The 16012-nt window shown below is 63.1% G+C and carries 19 protein-coding genes; 11 read left to right on the top strand and 8 right to left on the bottom strand.

Annotated features, from left to right (window positions below):
• Nucleotides 1–1356 (top strand): MFS transporter, encoded by a 1356-nt coding sequence (locus tag PJL15_RS18495; protein ID WP_281452601.1) that lies wholly within the window; start codon nt 1–3, stop codon nt 1354–1356.
• A gap of 7 nt (nt 1357–1363) precedes the next feature.
• Complete coding sequence (locus PJL15_RS18490) at nt 1364–1777, top strand: acyl-CoA thioesterase (protein ID WP_281452600.1); 414 nt, start codon at nt 1364–1366, stop codon at nt 1775–1777.
• 82 nt (nt 1778–1859) lie between these two features.
• On the opposite strand, the gene PJL15_RS18485 is transcribed toward PJL15_RS18490, so the two are convergent.
• A complete protein-coding gene (locus tag PJL15_RS18485) occupies nt 1860–2393 on the bottom strand; it encodes a hypothetical protein (protein WP_281452599.1) in 534 nt (177 codons plus the stop codon).
• A gap of 202 nt (nt 2394–2595) precedes the next feature.
• Here PJL15_RS18485 and PJL15_RS18480 point away from each other — a divergent pair, with 202 nt between their 5' ends.
• Nucleotides 2596–3480 carry a PaaX family transcriptional regulator gene (locus PJL15_RS18480; protein WP_281452598.1) on the top strand — a complete coding sequence of 295 codons (885 nt, stop codon included), beginning with the start codon at nt 2596–2598 and terminating at the stop codon, nt 3478–3480.
• Nucleotides 3481–3552: 72 nt separating this feature from the next.
• Here the strand turns inward: PJL15_RS18480 and PJL15_RS18475 are convergent, their stop codons facing one another.
• The 3 genes from PJL15_RS18475 to PJL15_RS18465 all read right to left on the bottom strand — a co-directional run bounded on the left by PJL15_RS18475 (nt 3553) and on the right by PJL15_RS18465 (nt 6812).
• Nucleotides 3553–4332 (bottom strand): VOC family protein, encoded by a 780-nt coding sequence (locus PJL15_RS18475; protein WP_281452597.1) that lies wholly within the window; start codon nt 4330–4332, stop codon nt 3553–3555.
• A 120-nt stretch (nt 4333–4452) separates the two neighbouring features.
• On the bottom strand, nt 4453–6045 hold the full coding sequence (locus PJL15_RS18470) for a phytoene desaturase family protein (protein ID WP_281452596.1): 1593 nt from the start codon (nt 6043–6045) through the stop codon (nt 4453–4455).
• Nucleotides 6046–6170: 125 nt separating this feature from the next.
• A complete protein-coding gene (locus PJL15_RS18465; protein ID WP_281452595.1) occupies nt 6171–6812 on the bottom strand; it encodes an NADPH-dependent F420 reductase in 642 nt (213 codons plus the stop codon).
• Nucleotides 6813–6927: 115 nt separating this feature from the next.
• On the opposite strand from PJL15_RS18465, the gene PJL15_RS18460 reads away from it, so the two are divergent.
• Complete coding sequence (locus tag PJL15_RS18460) at nt 6928–7254, top strand: hypothetical protein (RefSeq protein WP_281452594.1); 327 nt, start codon at nt 6928–6930, stop codon at nt 7252–7254.
• Entirely contained in the window at nt 7244–7927 is a 684-nt protein-coding gene (locus tag PJL15_RS18455) for an HAD family hydrolase (protein ID WP_281452593.1), read from the top strand. Before PJL15_RS18460 ends, PJL15_RS18455 begins: the two co-directional genes overlap by 11 nt.
• On the opposite strand, the gene PJL15_RS18450 is transcribed toward PJL15_RS18455, so the two are convergent.
• Both PJL15_RS18450 and PJL15_RS18445 read right to left on the bottom strand, forming a co-directional pair.
• Complete coding sequence (locus PJL15_RS18450) at nt 7924–8322, bottom strand: hypothetical protein (protein WP_281452592.1); 399 nt, start codon at nt 8320–8322, stop codon at nt 7924–7926. The genes PJL15_RS18455 and PJL15_RS18450 overlap by 4 nt on opposite strands.
• Before the next feature lie 118 nt (nt 8323–8440).
• Nucleotides 8441–9052: an NADPH-dependent FMN reductase gene (locus PJL15_RS18445; protein ID WP_281452591.1), complete on the bottom strand. Its 612-nt coding sequence runs from the start codon at nt 9050–9052 to the stop codon at nt 8441–8443.
• Nucleotides 9053–9237: 185 nt separating this feature from the next.
• Here PJL15_RS18445 and PJL15_RS18440 point away from each other — a divergent pair, with 185 nt between their 5' ends.
• The 5 genes from PJL15_RS18440 to PJL15_RS18420 all read left to right on the top strand — a co-directional run bounded on the left by PJL15_RS18440 (nt 9238) and on the right by PJL15_RS18420 (nt 12939).
• Nucleotides 9238–10434, top strand: a complete 1197-nt coding sequence (locus PJL15_RS18440; protein WP_281452590.1) for an NAD(P) transhydrogenase subunit alpha — start codon at nt 9238–9240, stop codon at nt 10432–10434.
• Nucleotides 10434–10766 carry an NAD(P) transhydrogenase subunit alpha gene (locus PJL15_RS18435; protein WP_281452589.1) on the top strand — a complete coding sequence of 111 codons (333 nt, stop codon included), beginning with the start codon at nt 10434–10436 and terminating at the stop codon, nt 10764–10766. The genes PJL15_RS18440 and PJL15_RS18435 overlap by 1 nt, the downstream gene beginning before the upstream one ends.
• Nucleotides 10763–12136: an NAD(P)(+) transhydrogenase (Re/Si-specific) subunit beta gene (locus tag PJL15_RS18430; RefSeq protein WP_281452588.1), complete on the top strand. Its 1374-nt coding sequence runs from the start codon at nt 10763–10765 to the stop codon at nt 12134–12136. The genes PJL15_RS18435 and PJL15_RS18430 overlap by 4 nt, the downstream gene beginning before the upstream one ends.
• Nucleotides 12137–12261: 125 nt before the next feature.
• Entirely contained in the window at nt 12262–12516 is a 255-nt protein-coding gene (locus PJL15_RS18425) for a hypothetical protein (protein ID WP_281452587.1), read from the top strand.
• Between the two features lie 75 nt (nt 12517–12591).
• Nucleotides 12592–12939, top strand: coding sequence for a hypothetical protein (locus PJL15_RS18420; protein ID WP_281452586.1), 348 nt, complete (start codon nt 12592–12594; stop codon nt 12937–12939).
• Nucleotides 12940–12975: 36 nt separating this feature from the next.
• Here PJL15_RS18420 and PJL15_RS18415 read toward each other — a convergent pair whose 3' ends face one another.
• Entirely contained in the window at nt 12976–13563 is a 588-nt protein-coding gene (locus tag PJL15_RS18415; protein WP_281452585.1) for a TetR/AcrR family transcriptional regulator, read from the bottom strand.
• 114 nt (nt 13564–13677) lie between these two features.
• Between PJL15_RS18415 and PJL15_RS18410 the strand changes: the two genes are divergently transcribed.
• A complete protein-coding gene (locus PJL15_RS18410; protein ID WP_281452584.1) occupies nt 13678–15231 on the top strand; it encodes an MDR family MFS transporter in 1554 nt (517 codons plus the stop codon).
• A gap of 97 nt (nt 15232–15328) precedes the next feature.
• Here PJL15_RS18410 and PJL15_RS18405 read toward each other — a convergent pair whose 3' ends face one another.
• Nucleotides 15329–15952 (bottom strand): hypothetical protein, encoded by a 624-nt coding sequence (locus tag PJL15_RS18405; protein WP_281452583.1) that lies wholly within the window; start codon nt 15950–15952, stop codon nt 15329–15331.
• Nucleotides 15953–16012 lie beyond the last annotated feature (60 nt).

Below are 16012 nucleotides of genomic sequence, written 5' to 3'. Positions count from 1 at the left end.
ATGGCCACCGCACCAGTCAACGACTGGAACGTGCCCAAGAAGACCACCGGCCTGGTGCTGTTCTGCTGCTGGCTTGCGATCCTCGCCGAAGGCTACGACGTCGGCGTCCTGGGGGCTGTCCTCCCGGCCCTCGCGGAGTACAAGGAGTGGAACCTTTCACCCATTGCTCTGGGCGGCCTCGGATCATATGCCTTGATCGGCATGCTTATTGGGGCGTTGTTTATTGGCACCCTCAGCGACCTCGTGGGACGCAAGAAGATGCTCCTTGCTTCCATGGTCATCTTCACCATCACCCAGGTGGGCGCGGCCTGGGCTCCGACCCCTGAACTGTTCGGACTGTTCCGGCTCGTTGGCGGCCTAGGAATGGGCGGTGTCATCCCGGTGGCCGCTGCACTGACCATTGAGTACTCGGCCCCTAACAAGCGGTCGTTCAACTACGGACTGATGTACTCCGGCTACTCCCTGGGGATCGTGGCAGCAGCACTCGCCGCCCTGTTTGTCCTGCCGGTCGGCGGCTGGCGTGCCGTGATTGCCATTGGTGCCGCACCGATTGTCCTGCTGCCCATCATTTGGAAATTCCTGCCCGAGTCGCTGGAGTACCTGGAGTCCAAGGGGCGCAGGTCAGAGGCCAAGGCGTTGGCCACCAGGCTGCGGATCGCCGACTACCGGCCGGTGGTTCCGGTGGCTCCCGTTGCCCAGGGCGGTGCCGAGCCTTGGTGGAAGACCATCACCACCATGTTCTCCAGGAAGTATCTGCGCTCCACCGTGTTCTTCTGGATCTCGTTGTTCTGTGGCCTGGTGCTGGTCTATGGGCTGAACACCTGGTTGCCGAGCATCATGAAGAAGGCCGGGTACGATCTCGGTTCATCCCTGACGTTCCTCCTGGTCTTCAGCCTTGCCTCGGCAATCGGCGGCCTGCTCCTGGGACGCGCGGCGGACAAGTACGGCAAGAAGCTCATCCTGGTGGTTTTCTACATCCTGGGCGGCCTTGGCATCATGCTGTTGGTCTTTCCGAACACAATGGTGGTCAACCTGCTGTTCGTGGCCTTCGCAGGGGTGGGTTCCATCTCCACATCGCTGGTCCTCACGGGCTACATTGCCGACTACTACCCGGCGAAGGTCCGCGGTACGGCAACAGGTTGGGCGCTCAGCTTCGCCCGGCTTGGAGCCATTTCCGGTCCGTTGATCGGCGGCTGGATTGCAGGTTCGAAGCTGCCCTTTGAGGCCAACTTCGCGATCTTCGCCGGGATCGCCGTACTGGCCGCTGCCGCCGTCGCGATGATCCCCAAACCGCAGCCCGAGGCGCCGGTAGCCGCCGTCGTCGATCCTGACGACGCCGCTGTCAGCGCGCGCTAGGGGGATCATGTTTCCGGAAGCGTGCGTCGAGCGGACCGTCGAGTGGGTGGACACGGACGCCTCCGGGCACCAGCACAACTCCGCCATTATGCGGTGGGTTGAAGCCGCGGAGGCTGAGCTCTTCCGTTTGTTGGACTTGCCGGACTACTTTCCCAGCGCTCCGCGGGTCCAACAGGTGGTCAATTACAAGGCCAAGCTCTGGTTCGGCCAACGCATCACGGCCACGGTGAAGATCCATGCGCTCGGACGGACCTCGTTGACCATGGCGTTTGAAGTGAAGTCCGACGCCGGCGACGTCGCCGCTTACGGGACGGTCACCACGGTCCACGTCCCCCAAGGAACCACCACCGCACAGCCCTGGCCGGAGAACCTGGTCAGGGCTGTGCAGGGGGCATCATCCGTCCCTCGACTTGGCAATTAATGACAATGTGGAGCTCTGGGATTGTCATTAACTGCCAACCCGGCGGGGGTTTTTTGGGGGATAAGGGTTTGCCGGGGTGGGGTCAGCGCAAGCCCTTCAGGATGTTCTTGGGGCGCTGCATCTCTCCGTGCTTGGCGCCAAGAATGATCACCCAGGCCGCGAAGGCGGGGATGGCCCACTGGAGGGCCTTCAACTGGGTTTGGGCGGACTTCAGTTCATTCGAAGCTCCCGCACGGGGCTCCGTGGCTCCTTCGGCACCCTCGCCGGAGAGTTCGTCCACCTTCTTGCCCACAACGCCTGCGTACAGGGTCACCGCGGCGCCGGCCAGGGTCACCACGGTTTTGTAAACGGTGTTGGCGGCAACGTTGTCCTGCTTGGCGATCCGGCCCTTGTTCTCCCAAGCGATGGCGAGATCGGAGGCGAGGTGGCCCGCGAAGGCCGCGGTCTGGACTGGAGCCCACTTTCCCCAGCCCTTGCTGGACAAGCGGGTGCGCTCGGTGGGGTCCTTGGCCTCTGCTGCGGCACCGTTAAGTCCGATGGCCCCCATCAATGACCCGCCAAACCATGCCGCAGCCGTGAGGTCGTGGATGGAGCGGGCTACAAGATTTCCTGCCATGATGTGCTTCCTATCGTTGATGCGGAAAGTACTCTGTGTGGCTGCTTGATCCTGATGCGGAGTTCAAGTGTCCTCCCATAGTAAGCATCCTTACTATGCCCATGCCAGTTCGCTGCCGTTCATTGAGGGGGCCGGGCTGTTCCCACACCTATGATGAAGTGGACTGGCGCCTGCAGTGCGGCGCGGAAATGAGGATCCTTCGATGTTCGCCGTCCCGGCACCCCCGGTTCGCCACCAGCAATTGCTCGTCACCATCTTCGGCCTTTACGGGCGGAACGCGGGCGATGCCTTGCCGGTCTCGGCCCTGATCTCCATGCTGGGGTCCCTGGGATATGACGCCCCGGGAGTGCGGTCCTCCGTGTCCAGGCTCAAGGCCAAAGGCGTGCTCAAGAGCGTGCGTGAAGGCGGGATCGCCAAGTACAAGATTTCGGAGTCCATCAGCGACGTTTTCCGTGAAGGCGACAGGCGGATCTTCGCCCCCGAGCAACCCGCGCCCGTGGACACATGGGTGCTGGCGGTGTTTTCCGTCCCTGAGTCCATGCGAAACCGCCGGCACCAACTACGCTCTGCGCTGCTTGGACTGGGATTTGGTTCCGTGGCCAACGGCGTGTGGATCGCCCCGGCGAACAAGCTGGAGCAAGCCAGGGAACGCCTCACGGTCAGCGGCTTGATCGAGTTCGTGGACCTTTTCCGCAGCGACTACGTCTTCGATGGACCCATGCGACCCAAGATCTCCGAGTGGTGGGACCTGAAAGACCTCGACCAGCAATTCACTGAGTTCCTGGAGCTCTACGAGGGCGCGGAACGGCAGTGGACGGAGCGCGTGGGAAGCGATCCTGAGGCCGCTCTGGCCGACTCCACCGAGGAGCTCCGGCGTGAAGCCTTCCGCTACTACATACCCATGCTCACGATGTGGCGGAAGTTCCCCTACAAGGACCCGAACCTGCCCGAGGACTACCTTCCGCCGGAGTGGCACGGACCGGCCGTTCGAAAGACCTTCCTGGCGGTCCATCGCTTGGCCGCCCCCCTTGCTGCGGCGCACGCCCATGAGGTGATTTCGGAGGCCCTGGACCCCGCTGTAGCCTGAGTGCGCTTTAGCCTGACACGGCTTGCAGCCTGACGGCGTTGTAGCCTGACGGCGTTGTAGCCTGAGTGCGCTCTACCTGTCGCTTGTCCTCGGGGCGTCGATGATGCCGAAAGTCTCACCTTGCGGGGCTCGCACAATGGCCGTACGACCCAGCGGGCTCTCAGCGACGGGCCGCACCAGGGTGGCGCCAAGTTCCACGGCCCTTAGCGCAGTGCTGTGGACGTGGTCGCTGGCAAACCACGTCATCCAATGGTCGTTGATGGAGGCCTCGGCGTCGTGCAGGACTCCTCCGACTTCCCGGCCGTCCAGCGGCCTGCGGATAGTGGAGTAGACGTGGTTGTCGTCGTTGATGTCCTGGAAACTGACGTCGAAGACATCCGCGTAGAAGGATGCGGTGGCCGCATGGTCGCGTGTATGGAGTTCGTTCCAGCACAGTGCGCCGTGTTCGTTGACGCGTTCAGCTCCGATGTGGTTCCCGGCCTGCCAGATTCCGAAGACAGCGCCTGTGCTGTCCAAAACCACGGCCATTCGGCCGGAGTCCATCACGTCGAAGGGCGGTGCGATCAGTTGTCCGCCGCTTGCCGCGACTTTCCTGGCTGTGGCATCGACATCGTCCGACGCCAAGTACGTGGTCCACGTGTTCGGCATTCCCGGGTCCTGCTTCGGACCCAGTCCTGCCACAGCGCGACCCCGGAGTTCTGCCAGCACGTAGCCGCCCGACTCCGGGCCGCCTGGGTGGAAGGTCCAGTCGAAAAGATCCGAGTAGAAGGCCATGGCGGCATCGAGGTCATCCACTCCCAGATCCACCCACATGGGCGTCGCCGGTGGCCAAGCGGAAATTTTGGTGGACATGGGACTCCTCCGGGTAGCTGCGTGTCAGGGCACAGCTGCCTCCCCGGAAGCCCGATGCGCCGAGCGTCCGGGGAGGCCGCCACCCATAAAGTGCGCCAAGGTCCCGGTTCGTGACACGGTTTAGTCCTGCAAATCCTCCAGGACGGCCATGGCGGCGTTGTGTCCGCCCAATCCGCTGACTCCTCCGCCGCGACGTGCGCCTGCCCCGCATAGGAAAATGTTGGGTCGCCCCGTGGCCACGCCCCATCGTTCGGCCGGCGAGATGCGGGGCTCGTCATCTTCCAGGAAAGGCCACTGCAGGTCGCCATGGAAGATGTTTCCGCCCGACATGTTCAGTGCATGCTCAAGGTCAAGGGTGGTCTTGGCCTCAACACAGGGATTTCCGTCTGCGTCCTTGAGGAGGAGATCCTCGATGGGCTCAGCCAGGACGGAGTTCAGTGATTCGAGCACGGCTGCCTGGAGTTTGGAACGCATTTCGTGGTTGTTTTCTTCAGTCACCAACCTGTCCGGAGTATGGAGTCCGAACACCGTCAAGGTTTGGGCTCCGGCAGCAATGAGTTCATCGGAAAGGATGCTGGGGTCTGTCAGCGAGTGGCAGTAGATTTCACAGGGGAGCGGGCTGGGGATGCGCCCATCTGTGGCCGCCTGATGCGCCTCGGCCAGTTGTTGGTACCGCTCGTTGATGTGGAAGGTGCCACCAAACGCAGCTTCGGGAGTGACTGAGGTGTCCAGGAGCTTCGGTAGCCGGCGAAGGAGCAGGTTGACCTTGATCTGTGCGCCTTCCGGCCGCACCCACTGATGTGGCTGGGCCGACTGCAGTGGCGAAGCCTCGCCCAGGAGGCCTTGCAGGACCCACGGCGATACGTTGGACAGGACGCGCCTGCCGCGGATTACCCGTTCCGCGCCGTCGTGCCGGAACCGGACTCCGCCGTCGTCGGAAATCGCTGTTACCTCGGCGTTGGCGAGCAGCACGGCGCCGGCTTCCCGGGCAGCCCGCTCAAGTTCCCGTGAAACGCTGCCCATGCCGCCCAGGGGGATGTCCCAGTGCCCGGTCCCGTTGCCGATTACGTGGTACAGGAAGCAGCGGTTGGCGTCCAGGGAGGGATCCTCGGGCGATGTGAAGGTGCCGATCAGGGCGTCGGTTGAAACAAGGCCCCGGACAAGGTCGTGGCCTAGGCGTTCGGTGATGACCTGGGCCAATGGATTTTCAATGAAGGCGTTCCAGAGTTCGTCATCGGCTACCAGTGCCCGGGCTTCCGATCGGGTGGGCAGCGGCTCGCAAACTGTGGGAAACAGCGCCTGCGCCAGCTTGCCGGTGTCGGTGTAGAGGTTTTCCAGGGCATCGAAATCGGCTTCAGCGCCCACGTTGCGGAAGGATTCCCGGCTCGCCGTCGAGTCGCCCGCATCTATCAGCAGGCCGGTTTCGGGCTTGTCCGGGTCCGGCGTGTAGGAGGAATACCGGCGACGGGCCAGGGCAATGTCCAGGTTCAGTTCCTGGATGATCCGCTCCGGGAGCAGGCTGACCAGATATGAGTAGCGCGAGAGCCGGGCATCGACGCCCTTGAAAGCGGCCGCTGAAACCGCGGCGCCACCAAAATGGTCATTGCGTTCAAGAACGGCAACGCTCTTACCCGCCCGGGCCAGGTATGCGGCCGCCGTCAACCCGTTGTGGCCGCCACCAACAATGACTGCGTCGTAGTGTGTGTTTTCCATGGGCTGAGACTAACCATGGATGGGTGTTGCTTATCGAAACCGCTCAGCAAAGTAAGCGATCCTTGTTCTCGCGGCAGGCAGGAGGCGGGCAAGCGTAAGCCGCCTGCCCGCCGTAGTGCGTTGTCCTAGATGGTGCGGCTGGCCTTGGCGAGGTTTTCGCGGAGCTCTTCCGCGTTCTGGCGAATGACATAGGCCGGGCGGTCACGCTCGACGCGCCAGCTGTCTTCGAGTGGGCCGATGTTGACGGTGTCGAAGCCGAACTCGTCGTAGAGCCTGGTGACGAGTTCAGCTGCTTCCGGGAAGTCGCTGGCGGTGGCCAGCGCGCGGCGGTTCGGTGTCCCCGCAGGGGTGCCGTCGCTGGTGATCTCCTTGGCCATGATGTGGTTGAAGCCCTTGGCTACCTTGGAGGTGGGAAGGTGCTTCTGCAGCAATCCGGAGGTGGTGGCTTCGCCGTTGTCCAGTTCCGGGATGCGGCCGTCACGCTCCCAGTAGTAGTTGTTGGTGTCGATAACCACCTTGCCCTCGAGCTGTTGGGCGGGAATGTCGCGGTAGTTCTTGAGGGGAACGGTCACGACGGCGAAATCGCCTGCCGCTGCTGCCTCGGCTGCCGTGGCGGCGCGGGCGCGCGGCCCGAGTTCCGCCACGAGCTCACCCAGCGTTTCGGGACCCCGTGAGTTGCTGATCACGACGTCGTAGCCCAGCTCCACGGCCTTCCGTGCAACCTGGCTTCCAATATGTCCTGCACCGATGATTCCGATTGTTGTCATATCCACGCCAACAAGAAGTTGCAGGCGCGTATTTCCAGCGTTACGGATTATTTCCGCCGGTCTATACTAAGTAAACTTACTAAGCTGTTTTTCATCGAAGACGAGGAGGTAGCGAATGGCCGGGCACTTGGAACTGGTTGAAACGCCCGATGGGGGATATCGGATTTTGATGGTGGATGGCGGGGACTCGCTGATGGGCCTGTCCAAGCGGTTTTCCTCCGTGGACGATGCCGTGGAAGGGGTGGCCGCCATCAGGGAAGTGGCAGGCACCGGCCTCCTGCAAAAGGGCTCTGCGGAACGCTACGCCGTACTGATGCTGGAAGAACCCGTGATCGATTCTGCTCTCGCGGCCCAGGGCTCGCAGGCGCGGGCGGGGCAGGCCCGGGCGGGGCAGGCCCAAGGCTCGCAGGCGCGGGCGGAGGTGGCCAACTGTGGCAGCTGACTCCACCCAAAAGAAGCGCGGTGTCCTGTTCGATGTGGACGGCACCCTGATTGATTCCAGCTACTTCCATGCGATGGCGTGGTGGCAGGCGTTCCGGCGCGAAGGGCTGGACGTCCAAATGTCGGCCATCCATCGTTGCGTGGGCATGGGCGGCGACCGGCTCATCCAGAGCCTGGTGCCCGATTCTTCCGAGGACTTGCAGGAGGACCTGAAATCGGCGCATAGTGCGGTCTTTTCAACGTTCTGGCCCACGTTGCGGACCTTCGAATCTGCCCGCGACCTCCTGGCGGCGTGTTCGGACGCCGGGCTGGCCGTTGGTTTGGCGTCCTCCGCGCAGGATCGGGATCTTGAGGTGAGCCGCCAGCTCCTCGACGCCGGCTCGGCCATTGATGCGTGGACCAGCTCCAATGACGCCAGTGCCAGCAAGCCCGCGCCCGACATCCTGGAGGCCTGCCTGGAGAAGCTCCACCTGGGCCCGGAGGATGTTGTGTTTGTGGGCGACGCGGTGTGGGACGTCAAGGCCGGTTCGGCCATTGGTGTTCCGGTGATCGCCCTGACCTGCGGCGGAATCAGTGAGGCCGAATTGCGTGACGCAGGTGCCGCGGAAGTTTATGACAATCCGCGGCACCTGTTGGAGAACCTTGAGGGCAGCCTTATTGGAAAGCTGACCTAGCGGTCCTCGCCGATTCCCTTGTCCCGCCCGCGCCGGTTCCGCAGGGTCCAAATGATCAAGGCGATAATGATGACCGCCGCAACGCCTGCCAGGACCCAGGGAACGGCGCTGGTGCGCGTCTGCTCCTGGGGGTCGGATTCTCCGGTTCCCGGGTTGGCGGGCCCGCTGCCCGCAGGGTTGGATGTGCTTGGCGCTCCCGAGGAAGGGGCGGGGTTGGTGGGCGTCTGCGTTGACGGGCCGGAAGGGTTGCTGGGTTCCGGCGTGGGTGTGGACGTGGTGGCGGCCACGTTGCTTTGGACATGAGTTGTAACTGTTGCATCGGCGGCGGCGGTGGATGCCATGGACCCCACGAAAAGGGCCAATACCGCTGTTGTCATGGCTAATTTACGAAGCATCGGTATCTCCTGAGTAGGGGGCGCGAATCCTCATACTCGTAAGCATACTGACTAAATCGTCATAATAGGCGTTCCCGGGGATGCCGCCCGCTTCGCAGGACGGCACCCCCGGGCCGGGCTAGCGGGTGAGCTTGGCCGAATCCGGCTCCTGGTCACCGATGTGGCCGGGTGCATTCGCTGCCAGGACACGCTGGACGAACGCGCTGTACTCCTCCATGTAGTGGCGCAACAGCGCAGCCGTGCCTTCGTCCCTGACTGAGCCGTCGTCGTCGTATGCATCTGCCACGAAGCGGATGTACGCCTCAGGCGCGTTCAGCTGCGGCGCGTCCAGGAAGCTCAAAACGCTGCGCATGGAGGACTGCATCACTGCGGTGCCAATGCCGCCAGGCGAAGCGCCGATGATGCCGGTGGGCTTCCGGGCGAAGGAGTTGGTGCCCCAGGGGCGCGAGCCCCAGTCGATGGCGTTCTTCAGGGCGCCCGGGATGGAGCGGTTGTATTCGGGAGAGATAAACAGGATCCCGTCCGACGCCGCGATGGCATCCTTCAGCTCCCTGCCGGCGGGCGGGAAATCGGCATCGTAGTCCGAGCTGTAGAGGGGAAGATCCTTGATGGCGATTTCATGGAAATCGAGCTCCGGGGGCGCCACGCTGATCAGCGCTTTGGAGAGGACCCGGTTGATGGAATTGCTGGCCAGGCTTCCAACGAAATAACCGATTTTGAAGGTGTCCATAGCGGCGTTCCTTTCCGACGGCACGGCCGGAACCGGCTCGTCGACGGTGTGGTGGCGGGTTGATCCGCTTCAATCGACCCTAGTGGACTTGTGCACATAGCGCAGCCCCCCTACTCCCGCCCGGACCCTCGCGGTCATAGACTCATGCCAACCGGGTTCTGGAGCGTTCGGAAGAGGGGTGGCGGGTGAAGGCAGGCATAGCACGCGAGGCGCTCGACGGCGAGCGGCGGGTGGCCGCCACGCCGGAAACAGTCAAGCAAATGGTGGGGCTGGGTCTGGGGGTGGATGTCCAGTCCGGTGCCGGACTGGCCGCCGGGCACAGCGACGACGACTACCGCCTCGCAGGAGCGGCCGTGGTGGGATCCTTGGACCTCGGATCGCTGGACGTCTACTGCCACGTGCGTCCCATGGATCCGACGACGGCGGGAGCCCTCCGCAGGGGCGCCGTCACCGTGGGCCTGGGGTCGCCGTCGTCGGAGCTGCCCACCGTCCGGGCGCTCGCTGTCGGTGGAATTACCGCATTTGCCCTGGAGCTGGTTCCCCGGATCTCACGTGCCCAGTCCATGGACGCGCTGACCTCGCAGGCACTGGTGGCGGGGTACCGGTGCGTCCTGGAGGCTGCCATGCGCTTGCCGCGGTTCTTCCCGCTGTACATGACGGCAGCAGGAACCATCCCGCCCGCCCGCGTTCTTGTGTTGGGAGCCGGTGTGGCCGGGTTGCAGGCCATCGGCACCGCCAAAAGGCTCGGCGCCCGGGTTTCCGCCAACGACATCCGCCCGGCTTCAGCGGACGAGGTTGCCTCCATGGGCGGCACGTTCATCAAGTTGGACCTGGAAACAGCTGAAGCATCAGGCGGGTACGCACGGGAGCTCAGCGCCGACAGGGGAGCACTTCAGCGGGCACTTCTGGCGCCGCACGTGGCACAAGCCGATGTCCTGATCACCACTGCCGCCGTTCCGAGCAGGAAAGCGCCCCTGCTGGTGAGCCGCGAAATGGTTCAAGGAATGAGGCCGGGGTCGGTGGTGGTAGACCTCGCCGCCGAATCAGGGGGAAACGTCGAAGGGTGTATCCCCGGCCAGGACATTTCCATCCCCACGGGTGACGGGCAAGGCGCAGTGACGCTGGTGGGGATGAAGGACGTCGCCTCGGCAATGCCCGCGGACGCCTCCCGCCTGTACGCCAAGAACGTGGCCAACCTGCTGGCGCTCATGACCACGGACGGCGTGGTTTCCCCTGATTTTGACGACGAAGTGGTGGCCGGCACCTGCCTCACCCACGATGGCGCTGTCCGTCATGGACCCACGGCGGAGGCGCTCACGGCGCTCGCCGGGGAGAGTGCACCCTTTGGAAATATCCATCCTGGAACGGAAGGTGTGCGCTGATGGACGGCATAAGCCTGCTGACAATCACTGTGCTGGCCGTGTTTGTGGGCTTCGAAGTTGTTTCCAAGGTCTCCAGCACCCTGCACACACCCCTGATGTCGGGGGCGAATGCGATTCACGGCATCATCCTGGTGGGGGCCATCATCGTGGCGGGCCAGGCCGGGGATCCGTGGGTGTTGGCGATCGCCCTGTTGGCTGTTGTCCTTGCCACGGCCAACCTCGTCGGCGGGTTCGTGGTGACCGACCGCATGCTGGAGATGTTCCGGGGAAGGCAGCGGCCGCCGTCGAAACCTGGAACAGCCGCGGGCGCAATTGAGGAGCACCGCCGGTGACCCTGATCAATCCCACCTGGACGGCGATCCTGTACCTGGCAGCAGCGGCCTGCTTCATCCTTGCCCTCAAAGGCCTCAATTCCCCGCGGACCGCCCGGCGCGGAAATTTGATCGGGGCTGTTGGGGCACTCCTGGCCGTGGTGACGGTGTTTGTGTCGGTGAAGCTGGATAACGTTCCTTGGATTCTCGGGGCGGTTGCCGTCGGTGCAGGTGTGGCTGCCCCGGTGGCCCGCAGGGTTCAGATGACGCAGATGCCGCAACTGGTTGCCCTGTTCAATGGCGTGGGTGGCGGCGCCGCGGCACTGGTTGCCTTGCTGGAGCTTTCGCACACTGAGGACGCCTGGGTTCGGCTGGCAATTGTCTTTACGCTGCTGGTGGGCGCAGTGTCATTTGCCGGGTCCGGCGTGACTTTTGCGAAGCTCCAGGGGCTCATGACCACCCGGCCAGTGACGTTCCCGGGGCTCCCCGTGCTGATGGCCCTGGTGCTGCTGGCAGCTGTCGGGGCAGGTGTTGCGGTGATCCTGACCGGTTCGCTGGTGCTGGCGATGATCCTGTTGGTCCTTGGCCTTCTTGCCGGCGTCCTGTTGGTGCTTCCGGTGGGCGGGGCGGACGTGCCGATCGTCATTTCGCTGTTGAATGCCTTTACGGGTTTGGCTGTGGCTGCGTCCGGACTGGTGCTGGGTAACGTGCTGCTTCTGGTGGCCGGGACTTTGGTTGGAGCGTCCGGCACCATCCTCACCCGGGCCATGGCGGCTGCGATGGGGCGCAGCGTTGCCGGCATCATGTTCGGCGCTTTCAAGGGCGGCTCCACTGCCGGCTCCACTGCGGTGAGTGAGAGGCCGGTACGTTCGTCCAGTGCTGAGGACGTCGCGGTCCTGCTCGGCTATGCGCAACGGGTGATCATCGTTCCGGGGTATGGCCTTGCCGTGGCACAGGGGCAGCACACTGCGGCCGAGCTGGCTTTGGCGTTGGAGTCGCGGGGAATCGAAGTGGACTTTGCCATCCACCCCGTTGCGGGCCGGATGCCGGGACACATGAACGTACTGCTCGCAGAGGCCAATGTCCCGTACGAATCCCTCAAGGAGATGAGCGAGGTCAATTCCGAATTCAAGACGGCGGACGTTGCCCTGGTGGTCGGCGCCAACGACGTCGTGAACCCAGCGGCGAAGACAACCTCCGGGTCGCCGATCTACGGGATGCCCATTCTGGAAGTGGCCGATGCCCGGCAAGTGGTGTTCCTCAAACGCTCCATGCGTCCGGGATTCGCGGGGATTGAGAACGAGCTTCTTTACGAGCCGCAGACCACCTTGTTGTTCGGCGATGCCAAGGACTCCCTGACCAAGGTGCTGGGCGCGGTCAAAGCGCTCTGACGCGTTAAGTCCCGAGGCATTAAGTTGTGAACATTAATTAAATCGGCCAACGAATCGCGTCATGGATTGAGGGCTGACGGCACACCTCCTGTACAGGGTTTTGTAGAGGACGCGAGGAGCCAGCGTTGCAGGAGAAGTCGAAAGAGTCGCTGTTCGGGGTCCGCTTTGACCAAGCAGGGGGCAAACGGGTGTCCGACTGGAGGTTGCTCGTGGGCCAAACTGTCCAAATCATCCGCGGCAAGGAAATCGTGGACCAAGGCGTGGTGGATGCTGTGACCTTTGACGGCAGCGTCCTGTGGCTGCGCCAAACAGGGGCCATCGGTCGCCGGATGGTGATGAAGGAGCGGGGCACCATCGTCAAGGTCGGGGTCTTCAAATAGTGAGGGAGCCGGGCCTAAGGTGAACGGTAAGAAGTGCCCTGTCCTTTCCACTGATACTCCGAAGCGAGGTTGAGCATGGCTGTAAAACTCAACAAGAAGGCCTTCGAGAACGCCAAACACCTCATCCGGGATGGCAAGACCGTCAAGGACGCCCGGGATGACTGGAGCGAGCACGCCCCTTCCGCTGATGATGAGAACGCGTTTCTGGACAAGAACGGCCATGCCGAGTACTCAAAATGGTTCCTTGGCGTGGACGACGAACATCCCGATGATCAAAAAGGCCATTACAAGTTCCCGTTCGGCGACTTCAAGAAAATCCACCGCTGCGCCGTGATCTCAGCTGAGAGCCGGGCGGGCCAGTACGACTACGACGACATCCGCGATGCCCTGGGGAAGCTGCTGGAGAAGATCGACGAGGACTGAACGGCCCCTGAAAGCCCGCGCCCGGACCTTGCTGCATCAGAAGCCGGGGGGCAGCAGGCCGGCAGAGATCCGTGCCGCAGCTTCGAGAATGTCATCCTCGTCGGCGTCGAGGTCGCGCGCGGCCATGCCCAGCATGTTGGTGGTCAGCAGTGCGAAGCGGACCCGGAGCTGGTCCTCCAGGCTGGCGCCGGGAGGAGTGAGGATTTCGAAGAGTTCAGTGACGGCGGCAGCCATTCCTTCGCGTTGCCCGGACTCCGACTTGATGTCACGGATCAGGCGGGCATTGGATCCGAGGAAGCGGAATATCCGCAGCCCCTGGGCATGGACGATCTCCCTCCACCGCGTGATCACGGTGCGGCGAAGTTCCTGACTGGGTTCCTGCGTCCGTGCCCACGCGAGCAGTTCGGTGACCTGGGCGCGCATCGACTCCATCAGGGAGCGGACAATGTCTTCCTTGCTCTTGAAGTGGTAGTACAGCGCGGCCTTGGTAAACCCCAGTTCCTCGGCGATCTGTCGCATCGAGGTCGATTCGTAGCCCTGCTCCGAAAACAAGCGCAGCGCTACCATCTGGATGTTTTCCTTGGTCCCGCTCCCGGTGGGGAGATCCCGATTCTCATCTGTCACTGTCGTTCATCCTGCCCTTTTCATACCGGCCGCTTGCTAACTAACCGGCCGGTAAGTACTATGCTAACCGTGCGGTAAGCAAACGCAAGAATAACTCATAAAGGACACACGCTGATGACAGCTGAACAGAATCCAGCGCCGGCCCGGTTATCCCCACGGCAAATCATTACCGCGATGAGCGGGCTCATCATCGCCATGTTGCTTGCGCAACTGGACAACATGATCGTGGCCCCCGCGCTGCCCACGATCGTTGGCGAGCTGGGCGGCATGGACCACCTCGCCTGGGTCACCACCGGATATGTCCTGGCCTCGACCGTGGCGACGCCTATCTGGGGAAAGCTCGGCGATATCTTCGGACACCGCCGCACGTTCATGATCTCGATCGTGCTCTTCCTGGCCGGATCGGCGCTTTGCGGAATGAGCCAGGACATGACCGAACTCATCGGCTTCCGCGCGTTCCAGGGTCTGGGCGCCGGCGGGCTGATGGTGGGAATCATGGCGGCCATCGGGCTCATGGTCCCCCCACGCGAACGCGGCAAGTACCAAGGCATCATGATGGCGGTCATGCCGCTGGCCATGATCGGAGGCCCGCTGCTGGGCGGTTTCATCACGGACAATGCGTCCTGGCGCTGGGCGTTCTACGTCAACATTCCTTTGGGCATCCTCTCCCTGGTGGTGTGCTGGTTCACTCTTAAGCTGCCCCGTCAGGAGCGGACCTCGAAAGTCAGGATCGACTGGTGGGGTTCCGCAGTCCTTAGCGTCTGGATCACCGCGCTGGTGCTTATGCTCAGCTGGGGCGGCAGCCAGTACGACTGGAACTCCCCTGAAATCATCGGCCTTGGTGCAACAGCCGCGATCGGACTGGTCCTCTTCCTGTTCATCGAAAACCGTGCGGCCGAACCGGTCATTCCGTTGCGGCTCTTCCGAAGCGGCAACTTCTCACTGGCGAACGCGTTGGGCTTCATCGTCGGGTTCGCCATGTTCGGCGGCATCACGTTCCTGCCGCAGTTCCAGCAGTACGTCCAAGGCCAATCAGCCACCAGCAGCGGGCTGCTGCTGATGCCCATGATGATCTCTGCGATGATTGTCTCCCTTGGCGGCGGCCTGCTGGTCACCAGGACCGGACACTACAAAACCCTTCCAATCGTTGGGTCCGCGCTGATGGCCGTGGGACTGTTCCTGTTCTCCACCATGGGCCTGGACACCCCGGCCTGGCAGTCGGGTGTCTACATGGCAGTTCTCGGAGCAGGCATGGGCTGCATGATGCAGACCACCAACCTCATCGCGCAGAACAGTGTGGACATCCGGGATATCGGAGCCGCGACCGGCACCAGCACCTTCGCCCGGAACATGGGCGGTTCCCTCGGGATTTCCGTGCTCGGGTCGATCTACGCCGGACGCCTGGCCGATGCCATGGGCGGCGGCAGCGGTGGCCTGCACCAAGACGGACAGATCACCCCGGCAACGCTTCAGTCCTTGCCGGCAGCAGTCCAAGAGCTCTTCAAGACCGCTGTCACGGACGGCATCCAGTCAGTCTTCCTTTGGGCGGCCATTGTCGCGGCCGCCGGTTTCGTCCTGGCCCTCTTCATAAGGCATGTTCCGCTGCGCGGCCACGCGCCAACGCCCAGCGAAGCAGCAGAAGCAACCGCCGAAGAACTCGCCGTCTGAGAACCTCCTCGCCAGGTGTGATTGTCCTGTCGACGCAGAAACGGGCTGGGGCCACTTGAATTCAAGTGGCCCCAGCCCGTTTGCGTGCCATGTATCTTTATGCGGCTTTGGTGGCTGCGAACAGTTGACGCAGGGTGAAGAAGCACCCAAGGGCGCCGAACAGCAGTGCGAGAAGGAAGTCCTTCATATAGAAGCCTACGAAGTCCGGGTTATACGCAAGGCCATTGCCAATAAGGGACCACGGCTCGGAATCGAGCACCATGGCCAACGGCTCGCGGCCGAGGTACTGTACGGCATCGAGCCAGACCCCGCCCACGAAGGACAGGAGAGCAGTCGCGGTGGTGACTGCGGCGACCACCCAAACGCCCTTTCGGCTCAACGAGCCGGCGCCCGCAACATAGAACTTGGCGGCCATGACTGCAGCCGCGAATGTGACCAGGGACGACATCCAGCCGAAGCCCCAGATGACCATCCACAAGATGACGCCAATGGGCAGGGCGGCCAAGGCAAAGATGGTTCCGCGGCCCACGTCTTCCCGCGGTGTTGCAGGAATCGGCGCTCCGTAGGCGCTCGGCCCTGTGCCGGCCGTGTTCTGGGCCTCCGGGTGCCAGGCCGGAACGTCCGGGCCCTGGCTTGGAGGGAATTGCGCCCCGGATTCCGGGCCGGGCGTGTTGTTGGAACCGGCGGTTTCGGGCGCGCCGGAGTGCGTGTTTTCAGACAAAGGTCCCCCCAGGGAAAGATGCGAATGATGGACAAATATTCGCACGCCGGAAGAGTCGCA

Source organism: Paenarthrobacter nitroguajacolicus, from assembly GCF_029952445.1.
Classification (GTDB): Bacteria; Actinomycetota; Actinomycetes; order Actinomycetales; family Micrococcaceae; genus Arthrobacter; species Arthrobacter nitroguajacolicus_B.
This window is presented reverse-complemented; position numbering and strand designations above follow the sequence as displayed.